We start from the raw sequence: 18,663 nt of genomic DNA, 5'->3' as shown, positions 1-18,663 counted from the left end.
ACGATTTGACATCAGGGTCGGCGGTCTCAGTTCGGCCCACTGCCGACAATCGGGTCGTCTCGGTTCCAACGGCAGGTATCAGAGTGGAGCGGCCATATCGAGCCTTCATCTGTTAACTTGTCTCTGGCCATAACAGTCGTTCGGCGGGCGCTCCGCTGTCGACCCAAATGGGATATCAAACGGTCGTTGACACTGGTGCGCTGAGAAAATTGTCAGGAAGGTCCTGATATTGACCTAGCAAGACCCACTCAGCTTTCCCGTTAGCGGTCATTCACGCTGCGTTGGTTGGCGAACTTCGTGCAACCAGCGTAGCTTATATAGGGTTTACACTAGTAATGCGCCCCTATTGAATTGAAAGATGTGGCCTATAGATAAGCAGCATTGCTGAAAATTGTCCGTGCATTCGTTACCTTGAACGCTCGCCAGCCTACATGAAGGGCCAAGCGAGCCTCAGACTTTCGCATTAAATATATCGGCCAGTTGAACAGAGGAAGAATTCCGGCCAAAGGTTCGTCGATTATTTGCATTCGCGCATGTCGTAGCAGCGCGCTCTGGCCTCCGTGATTGAGTCAGGGCGGCCAATTCATGGGGGATAAAACTATATGGCAACCAGAAACTGGAAGATGGATCGCGCCCAGGAGCGCATCCGCGGCTGGGTTAACCAAGTCGGGAAAGTCGAGATTAAGGAATACCTCCGGGACACCAATCTGACAGGGCTCGGCAACGGCATCGCCTATCGCATAGACGGCGTGCACTTGTATGTCGATATTCTCAACATCGATGAGATGCTCGGGATCACTGACTTCGAAGGCGTGCGGGCGCACAGCCGCACGCTGCGATTCCTGGACCGGCACTACCGGGCAGTGCGCGACATTCTGAAGGACGTTGACGCGATTCAAGTCGACTTCCACAACCAGCGGCTCCACGCTGTCTTCGCCAAACCGTACAACGACGAGACTGGCCGAATCCATAAGGCGGTCGCGACTGCGCAACTGATCATTGATGTACTCGCGCGCACGGGAGAAGACAGCGATGATCCTCTGCCGGCGGCCAAGGTGCGGGCCGGCATTGACTCCGGCAAGGCGCTAGCTGTCAACAACGGGCGTCGCGGTAACCGCGAGCCGCTTTTTCTGGGTGAGCCGGCCAACTTGGCGGCCAAGCGCTCGGGTGGAGGGGCCGATACCGGCATCTACATGACCAACACCGCGCGCGCGGTCGTGGGTTGGAGCACGGTCAAGGAAGAAGACAAAACGGCGTTGACCGAGGCGCAGATCGAGCAGTCCGAGGATGTCGCGGATCTCAAAGTCACTGCTGATGATGTGGTCGAGGACTGGGAAGAAGGCCTCGCCAACCAGCCGCTCGGCTCGTTCGAGTTCACGCGGCACACGCCTCCGTTCGCCGACCTCGACCTGGAAACACTGACCCCAGGCAACTCGCGACGCCAGGAGTCGACGTCGATCTACGCTGACATCGACGGCTTTACCGCCTACGTGTCGGACAGGATCGATGACGACGACTCGGCCAAGGATGTCGTGCGGGTGCTGCATGTGCTGCGAGCCGAACTCGACGCCGTTCTGCACGCCGACTTCGCCGGCCGCAAGATCCGATTCATCGGTGACTGCGTTCACGGTGTGCTAATCGAAGGGACGTCCCAGACCACCGACGACGCTGAGACGGCCAAAAACGCCATGCTGTGCGCGGCTGCTATGCGCAGCAGCTTCGAGGAGGCAATTACCATCCTGGAGGAAGAAGGCATCGACACCGGCGACCTCGGCATCCAGATCGGTTTGGAGCACGGCCCGACGGCAATCACCCGGTTGGGCTACAAGGGTGAGCGGATTCGATGCTGCATCAGTCGCGCCGTTTTGCGTTCTGAAGATGAGCAGCGTCGTTGCAAAAGCAATGAGACCGCGATAGGCCCGACCGCATACAAGTTTGCGCCTGAGGCGTTCCGTACGATGTTCGGTGACAGCCGGATCCGAGCAGATTTTGACTACGACGAAGCTACTGACGCGCTCGCCGGTAAAACCACTAGCCAGAAGTCAACCTCGGCGTTGGCGCGTACCGCCACGTTGCCGTCGACCCAGCCGAATCGACTCGGTCGAGCACCAGTATCTGCCGCTGCAGCGTTCACGCTACCGGCGCAGGCTGCGGGGCCCACGAATCCGAACAAGGTTCCGGCGGGATTCGCCTGATGTGGTGGTTCATCAACGACCCGGCGCGTTTTCTGGCCGAGCGGGCCGCGGTCGATCAACTGCTCGCGGAAGGGATTGGCGTGGAGAACGCCCGTTGGGCTGTATCAGGGCCCAACCTTGCCATAAAGGTGGATGTCGATCTGCGGATCGCCGACAAGGTTCGCTCGGTCACCATGATCTACCCACTGATTTTCCCGAACTCGCCACCGGTTGTGCGCCCCATTGGTGAGATCGCGGACTGGGGTGCTCACCAGTATCTAAAGAGTGGGGATCTCTGCCTTGAGTACCGCCCGGACAACTGGCACCCGGATCTGAGCGGCGCAGTCATGCTGCGCAGCGCATTGACTCTCATGGGCGCCGACCTGGGGATCACGCACACGTCGGGTTGGGCACTACCGTCGGCGCACAACGTGACGCAGGGTCAGGAAATTCGCGGAAGCTGGTGTCGGATGAATATGACTGTTGCCTGCCAAGCCAAGCTCGCAACCGTGACCGGAAGCCAACCTATCAAATTGCACCGGTGCTGGGGCCCCCTGAGCATGATGGTCACGCTCACCAATGTCACCGACCAAGACGGCACGCAGTGGGTCGATCCGACAGTGCCCACGGCGCTCGTCGAGGACGCGGGCCTGGAGGGCTTGGCCATGGCCATAGCTGCCGACGATCCGCGTCTTGACGCCGTCGAAATCTTTCTCAAGGATGATGCGAGCAGTAGCGTCTTCTGGAGCATGTTCGTCGCGGAGCCCATCGCCAAGAACGAAGCTCGGTGCCTTATGCTAGTGACACCGATGTGGGTGCGTGCCTTCTACCTCCGGTCTGGCGACGAGAAGCCGTACGAGTTTGCACTTGTTCCTCCTGACTCGGACGACCGCCTTCCTCCCAGCAACGCTAGCCTGGCGGACAAGACGTTCGCCATACTGGGATGTGGCTCCCTCGGCTCCAAGGTAGCCACGACCTTGGCGCGTAGTGGCGCGCGAAAGTTCATCCTGATCGACGCTGACATCCTAAAGCTCGAGAACCTTGTGCGCAACGATCTCGACGCCAAACAAGCTGGTGCATCGAAGGCACATGCCGTCGCCCAGCGCCTGAAGCGTGTGGCTGCCGGCGTCAGTGTTAAGGTGCACAACTTCCTGCTGGGCGGCCAAGAAGCCGGTAGCAAGGACGACGCGTTGGTACGTGAGATTGCTGAAGCGGATGTCATCGTGGACGCCACGGGCGACCACGACGTCTTTAACTATGCTGCGGCAGCAGCCAAGCTCAACCAAAAGACGATGTGCTGGGCACGCGTCTTTGCGGGCGGCTATGGTGGCCTGATCGCGCGGGCACGCCCCGGGCTGGATCCGAACCCGTTCGACGCTCGTGCGATGATCGACCAGTGGTGTGCACAGCCGGGTTTCCCCGATCCGCCGCAGCCAGCGAATGACTATGCTTCGCAGACAAAGGACGGCCTGCCGATGGTTGCCGACGATGCGGACGTATCGGCCATCGCCGCACATTTCGCTCGCCTGCTCATCGATACCGCCATTGGAAGCGACAACTCAGAGTTCGAGTGCTCGGCGTATATGATTGCGCTGCGCAAGGAGTGGATTTTCGAGAGGCCGTTCGATACCTGGCCGATCGATCTCGGTTCGGGCCCGTGGTTGCAGGCCGCTGAAGTCGACCACGACGTGCGGGCCGAGGCTAGTAAAGCGCTAGTGGAAGTCATGATCGCGGCAACGCGAGGTGCAGGCCAATGATTGAAGTTCAACTGGCGCCGGAATGCGCCGCGAAGCTACTGCGCGAGCTTCGGCGCGCAGGGGCCAATGAGATCGGTGGCGTCCTGGCGACCGAGCGCGTTGCCGAGCGCGTCTTTCGCATTGTTGACTTGTCTGTCCAGCGTAAGGGCGGCTCCTTCGCGGCGTTCGCGAGAGACGCCAGCCTCCACAAACGCTTCATGCGTCGATTCCACGATCTGACCGGACACCAGTACGAGCGATTCAACTATCTCGGTGAATGGCATTCGCACCCAAGCTTTCCGGCACTGCCCAGTCCTAGGGACGTTCTCACAATGCATTCGCTGCTGGAAGCGCCGGACCAAGTGGCAAACTTCCTTGTGCTGCTGATCGTCAAGCGATCGAGCACCTGCAAGCTTGAAGCATCAGCGCACGCTTTCGCACATGGTCTTGCACCGATGCGCGTGCCACTGGTTATGCCTGAGCTAAACGACGCGCTTACCGAGGTGACCGCTTCTCCTCGGTTATCGCTGCGCAAGCGTCTTGCCATGCGTGCGGACGGTGGTGGTTCTCGACCTTCCAAGCGTAAGGCCTCTCTGAAACCACGAACTTGCCAATAGTGCAGAACGGAATGTCCACCGCAACAGAGTGGCTCATCACAATGGCGCAATGGATACCAGGGTAGAGCTTGGCATGGATTGCGGCTGATGACGTCACTTTCGTTGTGCTGGCGACGAAGGCTCATACCTTCTGCTCTATGGCGAATCGACCAATTTTCTGCAACGACTCAACGTGAAGGATACACAATGAATTTGATCGACCGCTTCAAGGATCGCGCCGCGCTCGTGCAGGCAATGCTTGCGCAGACCATAATCCAAGGAAACCATGAAGTTGCCGCGGCGCTGGCTGATGCCGGTCAATTGACGGAGCATTCTGCCGGTGAAGTGTTGATCAAGGAGGGCGAGGCCGATCGTGAAATGTTTTTCCTGTTAATGGGAAAGGTCGGCATCTCTGTTAAGGGCAATTTCCTGTACCCGCGCGAACGCAACCTCACGGTAGGCGAAATGTCGGCAGTAAACCCTTCCGTCGTTCGAAGCGCAACGGTCACTGCACTTGAGCCGACCGTAACGTTGAAGGTTTCACCAGACACTCTTGATCAAGTCGCGAACGCGCACCCTGCGGTGTATAAACTCATTGCCGCTGAACTAGCGAATCGTATTCTGCAGCGGAACACTCTTATTCGCTCGCCGAACGATAGGCCGCGAGTGTTTTTCATCAGCTCCAAGGAAAGCTTGGACGTCGCCAAGGCAATTCGGCATGGGCTGAGATATGCCGACGCCGATTCGATTCTTTGGTCGGACGACGACATTTTCCCCCCTGGAGCGTATCCGCTGGAGGCGCTGGAGACCGAGGTGGATCGAGCCGATTTCGGGGTAGCCATTGCCCATCCCGATGACATAGTCCGGTCAAGGAAGCACCAGACTGCAGCCCCCCGCGATAACGTCATCTTCGAACTCGGTTTCTTCATGTCGCGGCTGGGTCGCAAACGCACGTTCTTACTGGTTCCCAAGATGGACGAAGAATTGAAGATGCCGTCGGACTTCAAAGGCATGACACCTATCATGTATTCGCCGCCCAGCGGAAAGCATGGCGAAGTTGCTACCCAAGCGCTCAGCGCACCCATCTACGAGCTGGAGACTAAGATCAGTCAGTTGGGTTGCCGAGATCTGCGTTAACACAGCAGCCTTTGGCGGATAGGGAGGGCGGCGCGTTGTGCTTTGGTCAGTAGTCAAGGTTGGGGCGCCCCCCGAACCCTCGGCGAATTCATGCCATAGCCACCGCGGCGACCGTTGTCGGCATCATGCGAATCCACTGACGACTCCCTGGTGACTCAGTTGGGGAATTGGTAGCCGTCCTGCCGATCCAGCAACGATAAGCGCAGATCAAGAATCCGGACACGAAATGGAGATTCCACAGCATCTGAAATTCCCGGCGTTCTCCATGATCGTCGACGTCAACAGCTTCACTGCATTGGTCGCGCAAAACGAACTTGGTGCTGGAGTCGCACAGTTCGTGAGAGACATCTTGGTGGGTCCGATTGCCGTGGTAGAGAGAGAAGGTGGCAGTGTGATCGGAGTCAATGGCGATGCGATCTTCGCAATTCTGCCTGACGCTGAAAGTACCTTCTTGGCTTGCGCAGGCATCGCGAAGGATCTCAACAAGATGTGCAGCTACCTAGCGGACACGGACTACATTACCAGTATTCCGGCGCCGCCATCGCTAAAGATTGGCGTCGAATATGGCGTTCTGGATAACTCGACCATTACGACGAAGGCGCTGGGCGAGATTCCGTTCTGCATCGGGCCAGCCACCAATTACGCTGCGCGGATTATTGCCGCTGGAGTAGGCAATCGGTGCCACATCGGACCAGCCGCATACGACGCCGGCATGGATGCGTGGCTATCGGGGCAAACTATTCTCGAAGTCGCCGGCAAGCGAGGCGAACCAGCCTATTCATATTACGAGCTTGACCTCGGAGACATATGGATCGATGGTCAACGTAACGACGGCGAATATTACTGGTAACCCGTTCATCCAGACGGCGAGCGGAAACGGTCTGTCAGACACTTCGCGTTCTGGGCTGATTGAAAATCACACAGTCAACCATTCGACGGTGGACGGCTAGCGAATGCGTCTTCGCGAAAGTGAACAAAATTGCTTGCGTCCGCCAATGAACGACATCCAGATGTAACCGGGTCCGAATGCATCGCCAATATTTAACATAATATACATTAGGCGTTATGCTGGTTGTAGGGGCCAAACTAGAATGTCCGCTTTTAGCCAGATCAGAATGTCCTCTAGCGAGTCCTATACTGGTAGCGCCTGAGCAGGAACTGGAGCGCACCATGAAGGATCGAGGGTTGATCACCATGAGTCTGCGCGAAGCTGACCGCTTCAAGGTCATTCAAGCCGCCGCCGAAGGTCTTTTGCCGCAATGGCGCGCGGCTGAGCGGCTGAATCTGACGACGCGTCAAGTCCGGCGGTTGGTCCAACGCTGGCGTGTAGACGGCCCGACGGGGCTGCTGTCGCGTCAGCGCGGCCAGCCTGGCCATAGACAGCTGCCCCGCATGCTGGAAGCGCAGGCGCGCGCCCTGATCCAGGCTCAATACGCCGATTACGGCCCAACGCTAGCCTGCGAGAAGCTACGCGAGCGCCATGGCGTCGACCTGGCCAAGGAAACGGTACGCCGGATCATGATCGATGCGGGCTTCTGGGTGCCGAGGAAGCAGCGGTCACCGAAGCTCCATCAGCCTCGCAGCCGCCGGGCGTGCCTGGGCGAACTGGTGCAGATCGATGGCAGCGAACACGCGTGGTTCGAAGACCGCGCCCCGGTCTGTACGCTATTGGTCTACGTCGATGACGCGACGAGCCGCCTGATGCAGCTCTTGTTCGTGCCGACCGAATCGACGTTTGCTTACTTTGCCGCGACCCGTGCGTATCTGGAAAGGTACGGCAAGCCTGTGGCCTTCTACAGCGACAAGTCCAGCGTGTTCCGGGTCAATGCCAGGGGTGCCACCGCGGGCCGCGACTATACCCAGTTCGGCCGAGCGCTTTATGAACTCAATATCGAGAGCATCTGTGCCAATTCCAGCCAGGCCAAAGGGCGTGTCGAACGCATGAACGGCACGCTGCAGGACCGCCTGGTCAAGGAGTTGCGCCTGCACAATATCAGCACGCTGGAGGCTGCCAATGCCTTTGCGCCGGTCTTCCTGGCGGACTTCAACTTGCGCTTTGCCAAGATTCCCCGCAGCGATTTCAACGCGCATCGCCCGGTACAGCCTGAAGAGGATCTCGAACGCATTTTTACCTGGCGGGAATGGCGCAAGGTCTCGAATCGACTGACCCTGCAATACGATCGTACGCTGTACCTCATCACCGATCAGCCCGAGCACCGTCCGCTGGTCCACCACTATGTCGAGGTGGCGGAGTACCCGGACGGCCACATCGAACTGTGGGCCGATGGCATCTCCCTGCCCTATGTCCTCTATGACCGCCTTTGCGAGATCGATCAGGGGGCGATCGTCGAGAACAAGCGGCTCGGACACGTACTGGAGATTGCCCAACGCGTGCAAGCGCTGCGTGATAATCGGCGCAACCTCGACCGGCCGTCACGCACCCTCATTGGCCAGCCACCACGGCACCCTGAGTTGCGTGCGCCTGGCACCAAGTCACAGCGACAGTTGAGTTCAGAAGACTTGCGGCGCGCCATCGAGGAACTGGCACCACCGCCCCGCCCTGTTGATGCCACGCCGCCGCAGGCCAGCTCGACCGCCCTACGGAAACATCCCAGAAAGGCACCTAGAAAGAAGAACACCACACTGCACTAACCGGACATTCTGATCTGGATGGAGATAGGACATTCTGATTTAGCCTGGACACTGGTGTTGGGGATTTTTTCTAATGTCGTACTTGGGATGAGTACCGCTCCAACGGAAACATGGGTCGAAATTCGCCACTTTTTGACGGAACACTATGTCGTAATGGCGGATTCGGGCGTTTCTGCCATTTGGTGCCGCCTTTGCGTTGGCGAATTCTGTTGATTGGCATTAGATCCTACGTTTCCGTTAAGTGGGCTCTCGTGAACTCCGGCCGTAGCTCTGCGCAGTGATATCAGCCTTGGTGGCTGACAATCCAAGCCGCTCGAACGGTACCTCGGAACTTGCTCGCCTCTTTGACTCAGGTACCGACCGAGTCACTCGGCTCATTTTCGCGGAATCTCGAGAGCGGTGGCTATTGGCGACCTTAATCGCCACCACACCTTCTTCGTGCCGAGCGCTGCCGTTCCTCCCCGCGATCGAAAGCGCGTACGCGCAGGGTTAATGGAAGTCGACGAGTTCCTAACCGCCCATCGCTTGCTGCGCTGGGAAGACGGGCTCGCCCGCCTCCTGGACGCCCGGATGGTCGCCGCCGAAACCGTGAAGGAAGTGTTCCCCCGCAACCATGGGATCGCCGCCTTCTTTGTGGAACACCAGACCAAGCGCTCAGGGCACACGACATAGCGCTGACGGGGCCCGGCGCCTCACATGGTGCCGGGCCCACTGGCCAGCACAGCATGTAGACTCAATCGCAGTCCGACTTCGGAGCGCCGTACATGGACCAAGCTGCCATTGACTTGTTGCAGCCCGATGACCAGATGCTTCGGCCGCTGAGCCATGACGTATGGCTCATGGATGATCACCGATGGGCGTTCTACACGTGGCGGAAGTTCGCTCTGGAAACGCAGGCAGGCAAGTTCTGCCTGGTGCATGCTGACTACCACTGGGATGCGGCTGACGATTTCAATGACAGCGGAGAGGCACCAGACGAGGAAGCGATTGCGAAATTGCTTGCGGCTGACCTGCCCCAGCTTCACCAGATGACGCTGGACAATGATCTCATTCGCTACGACTCGTTTATCGCCCCTGGAACGGCCCCCTGAATCCCCGGACACAGTCACCCACTTAAACTAACGGGTAGGCATACGACTGTGTTTATGACTAGTAGCAAACAAGAAGTGATGGAAGTGTTGACGGGGCCGGAGCGCCGCCGGCGGTGGTCGGTGGAAGAGAAGCTGGCGATGGTCAGGGAGAGCTTCGAGCCGGGCAAGACGGTCTCGATGGTGGCGCGCCAGCACGGTGTGAACCCGAATCAGGTGTTCCAGTGGCGCAAGCTGTACCAAGACGGCAGCCTGTCAGCGGTGAGTGCGGGCGAGGAAGTGGTGCCGGCCTCCGAGTTGGCTGAGGCGCTCAAGCAAGTTCGTGAACTGCAGCGCATGCTCGGCAAGAAGACGATGGAGAATGAGATTCTGCGCGAAGCCGTGGAATATGGTCGGGCAAAAAAGTGGATTGCGCGCTCGCCATCGTTGCCGGGGGACGACCAGTGAAGCAGGTTTGCGAGGTCCTCGGCGTAGCGCGCTCAAACGTGGCGACCAAGCTCGCTCGACCTGCTGGTTGGCGTGATGGGCGCACGGCTCGGCAAACCGACGACGCCGGCCTGGTGGACGAAATCCGGCACGTCATTGCTGACTTGCCGAGCTACGGCTACCGGCGCGTCTGGGGGCGATTGCGGAGCGAACGTGAGCGCCGATGCGAAGCGCCTGTCAATGCCAAGCGGGTCTATCGGGTCATGCGTACGCACAGCCTGCTGCTTGAGCGCAGGCCGACGCCACCGCGCCCACAGCGTCGGCATGACGGCAAGGTCGCTGTGGCCAACAGCAATCAGCGCTGGTGCTCCGATGGCTTCGAGTTCCGCTGCGACAACGGTGAACCGCTGCGCGTGACGTTCGCGCTGGACTGCTGCGACCGCGAGGCGATGAGTTGGGTGGCAACGACCGGCGGCTACAGCGGTGACGTCGTACGCGACGTGATGCTGGCTGCCGTCGAGCAGCGCTTCGGCAATGTCCAGAAAGCACCAGCGGAAATTGAATGGCTGACGGACAACGGCTCAGGCTACATTGCTGGGAAGACGCGCGAGTTCGCCACGGACATTGGCTTGAAGCCATTGACGACGCCAGTTTGCAGCCCGCAGAGTAACGGCATGGCCGAGAGCTTCGTGAAGACGATGAAGCGTGATTACGTCGCCTTCATGCCCAAGCCTGATGCGACGACCGCTGCGCGCAACCTCGCCATCGCGTTCGAGCACTACAACGAGCAGCATCCCCATAGCGCGCTGAAATACCGCTCACCACGCGAGTTCAGGCGCAGGACGGAATCATCAACTCAAGTGTGAGGCGGTGTCCGGAGATACGGGGGTAAATCCAGCCCCTGCCATCATTTCCGGCCTCATCAGTGAGGTGCATTTCCTCTGCAAGCAGACAGATAGCGATGAAGGGCTGAACCCCGACCTACTGGCATCGGCCAACGTACGGCAATACATCCACGACTCGCCGACTGATCTACTTCGGAATCCTCTGCCCGAGCCCCTAATCTTCGATCTGTGCCTGGACTTGTTCAATCAAGAAGAGAACACGAAGAAGTTGGGCGAAGGCGACCTTTGGCCCGATACGGAAATAGTTGCTTGGTTGGATAGCATGCGGCCAGTTATTGAGCGTGCCGCGCTCTTGACGGTGTCGCTGTCATTCGGCTATTCCGGGACCGAAGAGGACACGAAGCATCTCGCCGCACTCGTGCTGCCTCACCTTCAGGAAGGGCGCGCGTGTCGAAATGGCAAGTAGCTCCCGATGGCTCAAAACTTTCGAATGCCTCAGATATGCTGCGACTGACACTCGATACGAATGCCATTGTTTCTATCGAAGAGGGCCGCCCCGCTGCCACGGTGATTCGTCGGTTGGCACACCTCAACTTCCGCGGGACCAACGCCCTGACGAGTACTGGAAATGGCGAAACCGAAAGTGCGATGTGCTGGCTCTTTGGAGTCACATATACGCAGGCCGCGACGTGTTCCTAACGGATGACGCCAACTTCCGGAAGATGACAAAGCTACCTGTGACCGATGCCAGCGTCGGTTGACCCCTGACGAGCCTGGTGAGTGGCAGGAGCGACTGTCGCTTGATCACTCCTGCGGCTTCGATTCCGTCTTTGGTGATGGCAACGTGGCCAGGCTCGACCTATGCCAGCGCTGCGTGAGGGAATTGCTCGGAGAATGGTTACGTATAGGACTGCCGCGAGGCTCTCAAGGAAACGGTCGACCATAGCCATGTAGCTAGGCCTCAATATGTATCTTCCGTGATATCGCAGGGAGCGGCTAGTCGTTGTCTTCCGGGTCGCAAGAGCGGATACAACTCCTAATAGAACTCCATCGTACGGCAGGACTGGCGTATATGGGTCGCTTCCCCTGTCGCACCGATTTATTCGGTGTCACCTTTTCCGTGGCCCGCGCGCTGACAATCGCAAGGACCGGGGCACTTTCAGTTTTGCAATCAGGTCTGGGAACGTCAAAATCAAGAATGTTTCTCCCATGAGCATTGGTACCCAGTGAGCCAACTGCACCACATTCAATGTGACCTGCCGAGATGCGGCAAACCACATGCCGCCGATCATGACTACAGCTGAGCCAACCACCCACGCACCGAACCAAAACGCCGAGCGCCCTTTGCGAATTTCATCGAAGTAGGCTCCTTTCGACTTGGTATTCCGTATACGATGATCACCGTGAATGGCACCTATTAGCTCAAGCTCCGGATTTGGGGCCGTGTGGTACACCTCTACAATGGCACCGTGCTTGATAGGTAAGCGTTCGAAGGTCAATAGGCGCTCGCCGTCATCGTAGGCCGCAGTGTTGGCACCCAAGCCTGCTTGGGACTCACGGATGACATTCGCTGCCAAGATTCGGCTGCCCTGAGGAGCTTTAATTCTTATGGGGTCGCCCGCGGAAATATCGACACGCGTTAACTCCCGATTGCCTCCATTCCATACGTACACTAGTGTACGCGTTACCTGTGGCACGATTTCGCCGGCGAATTGCACTTCGATTGGGGCCTTAATCCCATTTCTCGGCTCGACAACCGCTAGGCCATCACAGAGTGCGATCAGTCGCCTTCTGGGAATTACCAACCAAGCAAGCCATGCCGTAACTACCCCGCCAAGGGCAGTGACAGCTGCGATCGTAGTGTCGATAGTCATAAGCGATGTATAAATGAAGTCAACGGAAAAACTCCACCGGCGCCCGTCACAATCTAGCGCCGACTTAGACACTCCCCTCGGCTGGGGTATGCGATGAGCTCTTCCAATGCCTTCTAGTGGCAATTGTCGCAACCGAACTGAAGAGTGCTCATGCGCTGACCCACTCTGTAGAAAAGTGGGCGTCTTTGCCAACACCCTTAAGCCATAGCGAGGCCACTCAATCCTGACTTGATCGTGGGAATTGCAAGACCAACGAAACACCGCCCACCTCGTTGCGAGCCCGGAGGGTTACGTCCATCGCCAACGCGTAGATGCGAGACGCGAAGAGACCAAGTCCACTATTGCTCGGTGCATCGCCGTCGGATACCCCAAGGTCGAAGATTCTCTCGATCTCCGCCTCTGGAATAGGCACTCCGCAATTGAAGACGGCCAACTCAATAAGGTCGCCGGACTCCGATAGCCGAAGCTCAATGTTGGTTCCGGGCTCACGGTAGCGTTGAGCGTTGTCGAGGAGGTTATCCAGTATTTGCTCCAGCTGGATGGAATCCATTTGCACGACAACCTCATGTGCAGGGCCAACGTATTCCACGCCCCTACCGTCTTCGTTCAGATTGTGCGCAAACCTCTGGAGCCAATCCGATAGGTCGTGTGGCGCCATCGCAACCTCGCCAGACCGAAGTCCATCCTCGACGCTGGTCGCCTCATGAAGCGCCTCCACGGCGCGACGAATGCGGGAGAGCTTCTGTTGAACTGGCGGCTGATCCTTTGTTGTGTTCACAAGAGATTGCAGCGGAGCTCGAATCTCGTGTCCGATAGCATCCAAAATTGCCTTCCGGTTCTGCACGTGAGCTTCCGCCAGTCGCAGCGTCTCGGCGCGCCGAGACTCCTGTTTGCGTAGTCGCTTGACCAAGTTCGCATCGCGCGAGCGGCTGCGCTTCAGAAGTAGGTAGAAAACACGTGCCAAGGTGCCAATTTCGTTCCGCGCGGCGAACTGCTTCAGATCCCCGCCCCCAGTCGGTCGCACCGCCATCGCGTATGCCATCGCCCGAAGGCGACGTAGCTTTAGAACATTGTGTCCCCAATAGAAGGCCAAAACCACGATGAGCGCGACTGCACCAGAAATCCACGTAAACGCGCGTGTCGCCAGGTCGGGCAACATAAATGGAGTCGCGGTGAGCGTGGCGCTGGCGTTCCCCTGTCCACCAATCCGAACAGTCTGAGTGGCGGAGACCGGCGCGCTTTGAAGAGTCCCCTTGGAGATAATGAACTCGGACCAGCGGTCAGCGATGTCTTGCCACCAACCGTCAAGTCGTGTTGTTGATTGACTTATACCAGCATCGTCAGAGCGCCAGATGGCGCGCCGAGTGCCTCCAGCGCCAGTGGAACTGACCTGCAAGGATGCACGTGAGGGGACGGCCGCCAGATACGCCTGAGTCAACGAGACGACCGGCGTACCAGCTTTCCCCGGAGGGACATCAAAGAGAACTTCAGGCTCCACGTCAGGACCTGACTTGTCGTAAACCTTCAAGCCGATGGTGATTTTCTTCAGGGCAGCTGATGGCCAAGCCTCATCCGAGCCTGATGGCTGGAGAAACGCGGCGTCAATGCGCCCCACCACTGTCACGAAGTGCTGCGGCGCGCTTCCGTCCTCTTCCACCTGGCTTTCGAAGGCCTGCCCGCTCACAAGCCGGGACGGCACCCCACCTTCGCCCGATGCGAAGCCAGAAAGCTCATGAACCTGCTCAAAGCGTGCCAACTGTGAGGGATAACGCGAGCGGGCCAATGGCGGTACCTGGTAGGCCAACGTAAGCCGGCCTTCGCGCTGCCCGCCGAATGTGAGCACCACGCGATTCACGTCGGCCAACGGCCGGCCAGCACGGTGGCGCTCAATCTTGCTGGAGGGATAGCGCAGTGAAAAATAGACGTACCGTCCAGTCTGGTCCCCGGGTACCGCTGCGAAGCAGGCTCGCAGGTTTCCGGACAGCGCGCCGTCCCGTCGGCCCCCTGGGTACTCCACCTGACAAGCGCGAGGAGGCTCAAAGTTAATGTCTCCGGTCTTGAACGCCTTGGCGTTGCCCCTCTGCAGCAAGTAGGAAAAGAACGACCGGCTCAACGTGACGACGCTTAGCGGCCGGGAGACGGCGGAAAACTCCACCGGATTCTCAAGCAGCGATGAACCGTCGGGCTCGCGAATGCTGAGCAGAAACTGGGCAAGCTGTCCGTTCAGCTCCGACTCCTGGACTCGCTGCTCCTTCTTGTTCGCTGAGATGCTGATATCAACAACCGCCCCGCCCAAACAAAAGATCAGGAGGGTGAGGAGCGCTACGGTGAGGAGCGTGAAGTCCCAGCTCTGCAGGCGTTGCAGCCAGCGTTTACGTTGAGGTTTTCCAGCGGTAGCCACGGCCTGGCTCGTTCTCAATTCGGTCGAAGTCTGGGTCGACATCGCGGAACTTCGCGCGTACGTTCGACAGTTGCGTCGCGATTGCCTTATTTGACATTCCCGACCTCAGGTTTTTCACTAGGTTCCGTGTCTCCACCACGGTGCCTGGTCTCTCTATCAAGCACTGAAGAATGCTGAGTTCGGTTAGCGTTAGCGACACAGGCCTTCCGTTCCACAGGTATCGATTCTTCCGCTGCGGGTCAGCAGTCAGACCTTCTGGTAAGCCCTGCTGAGTCGTCAGGTCCCTGCCTGCCTCAGAACTCGCCCATTCAAGCGCGTGCTCAATCTTGTTGATGAAGTCCTGCTCATCGACGGGTTTTGCGATGAAGTCATAAGCGTGCAGCGTAAGCGCCAATCCTCTGAGGTTGTCCTCTGGCATCCCTGAGACAACTATAGTCGGCCAGCTCGCGCGGATATCACTCAGCAGGCCCAGACCGGCATACCGGTTCTTCGGACCAACCCCAAGCTCGATGTCCATGATGACCAAGTCGAACTTCTCCTCCTTCAGCAGGCTCTCAGCTTCCGTCTTATTGAAAGCCTGCCGCACGTCCGCCTCCAGAGAGCTCTGAATCAGCGCCTTCAGGTTGTCGCTGTCCTCGCGTACGTCTTCGATGATGGCGATGCGGGTCATGGGGGCCTCGGAAGAGGGTTTTTGGGAGGCCTATAGCATCTCACGTCCGCATGCAAGATTCACAGGCAAGCGGTTCAGGTTTCTTGATCAAGGGGCGGCCGGGATAAGAAATGCGGGTCGTGTCCTCTGGAAACGTGTCACAGCGCCAGGCGCAGCCAGCACACCTGAACCAGCCTTCCACCAACCCTTTCCGGCTTGCTGGAAAAATTCTGTCCATCGAAACAACGGCGTCCGCACGAGGACGGGACAGATTTGAACGCCAACACCCACGCACAGCAGCTGATGCGGCCTGAAGACCTTCCGCGCGGCATTTCCGCCGTCCGCGCGCTTCCCCATGCGTCGCTTGACGCGCTCTGGGACAGCATCATCGTCGCGGACGACATCAAGGAGCGCTTGCTGTCGCAGGCCATCCTGAACTTCGCATTGCGTCCCAAAATCTCGCGTGACCAGCTGCCGATGCACGGCGTGATTCTTCTCGTCGGTCCCCCGGGCACCGGCAAGACCTCCTTGGCGCGCGGCTTGGCTAGCAAACTTGCGGGCTACATGCCCAAGGCCAAACCGCAGCTAATCGAAGTCGACCCCCATGCTTTGACGAGTTCCGCAATGGGTAAGACGCAACGCGCCGTGAGCGAGCTGTTCTCACAGACCATCTCGGAACAAGCGAGCAACGGCCCGACCGTCGTTCTTCTGGACGAGGTCGAAACGCTGGCGGCGGACCGTTCGCGGATGAGCCTGGAGGCCAATCCGGTGGACATCCATCGCGCCACGGACGCTGTGCTCGTCCAACTCGACTCGCTCGCGGAGCGACACCCGAACATCCTATTCATCGCCACAAGCAACTTCCCCCAAGCGATCGACGACGCGTTCACGTCTCGCTGCGACCTGGTCATCGAAGTGCCGCCGCCCGGTCAGGAGGCAGCTGCCCAGATTCTCGAGCAATGCTTGAGTGGCCTGGCGAAGCAGTTCCCGGCGCTCGCGACCATGGCCAGCTCCCTGGACATTGCCAAGATTGTGCGCACGTGTGAAGGCTTGGACGGCCGCGCCCTTCGCAAGATGGTGGTGAACGCGATGGCCATGAGCCGCGAAGTGGCTGCCGACCCGAACAAGCTGACGACCGCCCATCTGCTTGCCGCAGCAAAGGATGCGAAGGTGGCGCGCTCGCGCAAGGAGGCCAGCAAGTGAGTACCGTCCGCCGAGACTTTCGCAGCGTTCCGTCCCGGGACGCTGCTGACACGTGGAGCGCCATCGTCACTCTCATCACCGCGAGCAGCCCTACTGAGGATGCCCGTAAGGAACTCATGAGCGTGGCGGGGATTGTGGCAAGCGTCATCACCGACCAGACGCCGAAGTCGAGTCCCATCGTCGTGACGTGCGACGGCCCCCGTACCCGTATCTACTGCCTGTATGACGACGACGCGCTCGATGAGTCGAACAGCAACGAAGCGAAGCTGGGGTTCGATGCGACCAAGGGCAACTGGCAGGTGTCTGTGGCTGTCGCTACCGATGACTTGTCCTGGGTCCAGGCTGCGCTGAAGCTGCAGACCAGCCGAGTGGTCGCGCGTGATGCGGAGAGCGGCTTCGAAGTTGATACCGATAAGAAGTCGACCAGCGCGTCCGCTGTGACGCTCGACTTGGAGGGATTCCTTAAGTCATGAGCACCGTTTCCGTTTACTCCTACACCCACTCGGTGACGTACGTGACCGACAACGTGCTGAAGAGCCTGAAGGACATCATTCGGCTCAGCGGCCTTTCTCCTACGAACCTGGTCAACAGTTGGGAAAGCAAGCACCGCGCCATCAAGACCTGGATGGAGTCCAAACACCTCGAGCGCGTTGAACTGGAAATCTACAACCCGCTCACAAACGCGTTGATTCTTCGTTGGGACCTGGACATCGTCTACCAGTGGTCCGATGGCGACGGGTCGTTCTACACGGACACCGAGCAGTTGAAGTACTCCATCAGGAAGGCTGGCGTGGCGCCTGAGAACGCAGGTTATGCGGTCATTCTGAAGACCAAACCTGGCCGACCAGACGTTGCTGGTTGGGGTCCTTGCTCGTCCCGTTCGACTGAAGGGATGGTGCGCCAGACCCTGGGCTCAACTGTTGAACATAGCGGCCTCGGAGCGAATGCCGCTTACTGGAGGACCCGCTGATGATTTCCCTTGACGATGCATTCCGCAAGTTCAAGTCCCGGCTTGAGCTCAACGACCGCGAGCAAGCAAACGCGTCCAAGCGCCATACCGAAGTTCGGGAGCATATCCGCTCGAAGTTTTCGATTCAGCGCGACTTCCTCACCGGCTCCTACGCCCGGCACACAAAGACCAAGCCGCTGAAGGACATCGATATCTTCTTTGTGCTGTCCGACGCCGAGGAGGAGAAGTATCGTCCTCAGGCCCCGTCCGTCGTGCTGGACGATTTCTACAAAGCGCTGGTGGAGAAGTACGGCAAGGAAGCTGTCCGCAAGCAGGGACGGTCCATCAACGTTGACTTCGGTGTGGTTGTCGATGCCGAGGACAACACGGACTACCGGGTGCTCAGCGTGGACGTCGTTCCCGCAGTCGCGATCGATGACGATTACGAGATTCCAAACAGCGACACGGGCAAGTGGATGAAAACCAACCCCGACATCCACGCTAGCGAAGCGCGGGACGCCCACCAGGCGTTTTCTTGCGAGTGGAAGGGCCTCGTGCGGATGGTCAAGTACTGGAACAACAATCCGAAGCACGGCGCCGATAAGCCCGTGAAGCCATCCTTCCTCATTGAGGTGATGGCGCTGGAGTGTCTGCACGGCGGTTGGCAAGGCCGCTTCGACTACGAACTACAAACGATGTTCTCCTCGCTGGCCGACCGTATTAAGGACGAATGGCCCGATCCGGCTGGACTCGGCTCACCCATCAGCGATGGGATGGACGACGCGTGCAAAAACCGCGCGCAGCAACTGCTGCTCGCTGCAAGCCGTGAGGCCTCCAATGCCATCCACCTGGCTCGTAAAGGTCAGAACGGAGAAGCCCTGAAAGCTTGGCGCACCCTGTTTGGTCCGAAGTTCCCGCTTTCCTGAATCGTCT

At 58.7% G+C, this 18,663-nt stretch carries 17 protein-coding genes; 14 read left to right on the top strand and 3 right to left on the bottom strand.

Features of this window, described 5'->3' with window-relative positions:
- Window positions 1-602 precede the first annotated feature (602 nt).
- The 10 genes from NG900_RS01110 (at window position 603) to NG900_RS01065 (ending at window position 11,120) form a co-directional block, all read left to right on the top strand.
- On the top strand, window positions 603-2,195 hold the full coding sequence (locus tag NG900_RS01110) for an adenylate/guanylate cyclase domain-containing protein (RefSeq protein WP_252675854.1): 1,593 nt from the start codon (window positions 603-605) through the stop codon (window positions 2,193-2,195).
- Complete coding sequence (locus NG900_RS01105) at window positions 2,195-3,931, top strand: ThiF family adenylyltransferase (RefSeq protein ID WP_252675852.1); 1,737 nt, start codon at window positions 2,195-2,197, stop codon at window positions 3,929-3,931. The genes NG900_RS01110 and NG900_RS01105 overlap by 1 nt, the downstream gene beginning before the upstream one ends.
- Window positions 3,928-4,527 carry a Mov34/MPN/PAD-1 family protein gene (locus tag NG900_RS01100; RefSeq protein ID WP_252675850.1) on the top strand — a complete coding sequence of 200 codons (600 nt, stop codon included), beginning with the start codon at window positions 3,928-3,930 and terminating at the stop codon, window positions 4,525-4,527. Before NG900_RS01105 ends, NG900_RS01100 begins: the two co-directional genes overlap by 4 nt.
- Window positions 4,528-4,713: 186 nt before the next feature.
- The gene (locus tag NG900_RS01095; protein WP_252675848.1) at window positions 4,714-5,643 is read left to right on the top strand and encodes a TIR domain-containing protein; all 930 of its coding nucleotides are present in this window, start codon (window positions 4,714-4,716) and stop codon (window positions 5,641-5,643) included.
- A 226-nt stretch (window positions 5,644-5,869) separates the two neighbouring features.
- Window positions 5,870-6,493: a nucleotidyl cyclase domain-containing protein gene (locus tag NG900_RS01090; protein ID WP_252675846.1), complete on the top strand. Its 624-nt coding sequence runs from the start codon at window positions 5,870-5,872 to the stop codon at window positions 6,491-6,493.
- A gap of 320 nt (window positions 6,494-6,813) precedes the next feature.
- Entirely contained in the window at window positions 6,814-8,295 is a 1,482-nt protein-coding gene (locus tag NG900_RS01085) for an ISNCY family transposase (protein WP_252675844.1), read from the top strand.
- A 492-nt stretch (window positions 8,296-8,787) separates the two neighbouring features.
- The gene (locus NG900_RS01080; RefSeq protein ID WP_252675842.1) at window positions 8,788-8,967 is read left to right on the top strand and encodes a hypothetical protein; all 180 of its coding nucleotides are present in this window, start codon (window positions 8,788-8,790) and stop codon (window positions 8,965-8,967) included.
- A gap of 92 nt (window positions 8,968-9,059) precedes the next feature.
- Window positions 9,060-9,386: a UPF0489 family protein gene (locus tag NG900_RS01075; protein WP_252675840.1), complete on the top strand. Its 327-nt coding sequence runs from the start codon at window positions 9,060-9,062 to the stop codon at window positions 9,384-9,386.
- A gap of 78 nt (window positions 9,387-9,464) precedes the next feature.
- A protein-coding gene (locus NG900_RS01070; protein WP_252675838.1) for an IS3 family transposase occupies window positions 9,465-10,675 on the top strand; the annotation gives its coding sequence in 2 pieces (ribosomal slippage) (window positions 9,465-9,789 and window positions 9,789-10,675; 1,212 coding nt in all).
- A gap of 4 nt (window positions 10,676-10,679) precedes the next feature.
- Window positions 10,680-11,120, top strand: a complete 441-nt coding sequence (locus NG900_RS01065; RefSeq protein ID WP_252675836.1) for a hypothetical protein — start codon at window positions 10,680-10,682, stop codon at window positions 11,118-11,120.
- A 643-nt stretch (window positions 11,121-11,763) separates the two neighbouring features.
- On the opposite strand, the gene NG900_RS01060 is transcribed toward NG900_RS01065, so the two are convergent.
- The 3 genes from NG900_RS01060 to NG900_RS01050 form a co-directional block, all read right to left on the bottom strand.
- Window positions 11,764-12,231, bottom strand: a complete 468-nt coding sequence (locus tag NG900_RS01060; protein WP_252675834.1) for a hypothetical protein — start codon at window positions 12,229-12,231, stop codon at window positions 11,764-11,766.
- A gap of 514 nt (window positions 12,232-12,745) precedes the next feature.
- Window positions 12,746-14,929, bottom strand: coding sequence for a sensor histidine kinase (locus NG900_RS26670; RefSeq protein ID WP_252675832.1), 2,184 nt, complete (start codon window positions 14,927-14,929; stop codon window positions 12,746-12,748).
- Window positions 14,901-15,599, bottom strand: coding sequence for a response regulator transcription factor (locus NG900_RS01050; protein ID WP_252675830.1), 699 nt, complete (start codon window positions 15,597-15,599; stop codon window positions 14,901-14,903). Before NG900_RS01050 ends, NG900_RS26670 begins: the two co-directional genes overlap by 29 nt.
- Before the next feature lie 252 nt (window positions 15,600-15,851).
- Between NG900_RS01050 and NG900_RS01045 the strand changes: the two genes are divergently transcribed.
- The 4 genes from NG900_RS01045 to NG900_RS01030 all read left to right on the top strand — a co-directional run bounded on the left by NG900_RS01045 (window position 15,852) and on the right by NG900_RS01030 (window position 18,656).
- The gene (locus tag NG900_RS01045) at window positions 15,852-16,781 is read left to right on the top strand and encodes an AAA family ATPase (protein WP_252675828.1); all 930 of its coding nucleotides are present in this window, start codon (window positions 15,852-15,854) and stop codon (window positions 16,779-16,781) included.
- 122 nt (window positions 16,782-16,903) lie between these two features.
- Window positions 16,904-17,254 (top strand): hypothetical protein, encoded by a 351-nt coding sequence (locus NG900_RS01040; protein WP_252675826.1) that lies wholly within the window; start codon window positions 16,904-16,906, stop codon window positions 17,252-17,254.
- Window positions 17,251-17,751, top strand: a complete 501-nt coding sequence (locus NG900_RS01035; RefSeq protein WP_252675824.1) for an HORMA domain containing protein — start codon at window positions 17,251-17,253, stop codon at window positions 17,749-17,751. The genes NG900_RS01040 and NG900_RS01035 overlap by 4 nt, the downstream gene beginning before the upstream one ends.
- Window positions 17,751-18,656, top strand: a complete 906-nt coding sequence (locus NG900_RS01030) for a CBASS oligonucleotide cyclase (RefSeq protein WP_252675822.1) — start codon at window positions 17,751-17,753, stop codon at window positions 18,654-18,656. Before NG900_RS01035 ends, NG900_RS01030 begins: the two co-directional genes overlap by 1 nt.
- The last annotated feature ends 7 nt before the right edge of the window (window positions 18,657-18,663 follow it).

The organism is Ralstonia soli, assembly GCF_023955655.1.
Taxonomy (GTDB): Bacteria; Pseudomonadota; Gammaproteobacteria; order Burkholderiales; family Burkholderiaceae; genus Ralstonia; species Ralstonia soli.
Note: the sequence above shows the minus strand (reverse complement) of the source record. Positions and strands in the feature narration are given on the sequence as shown.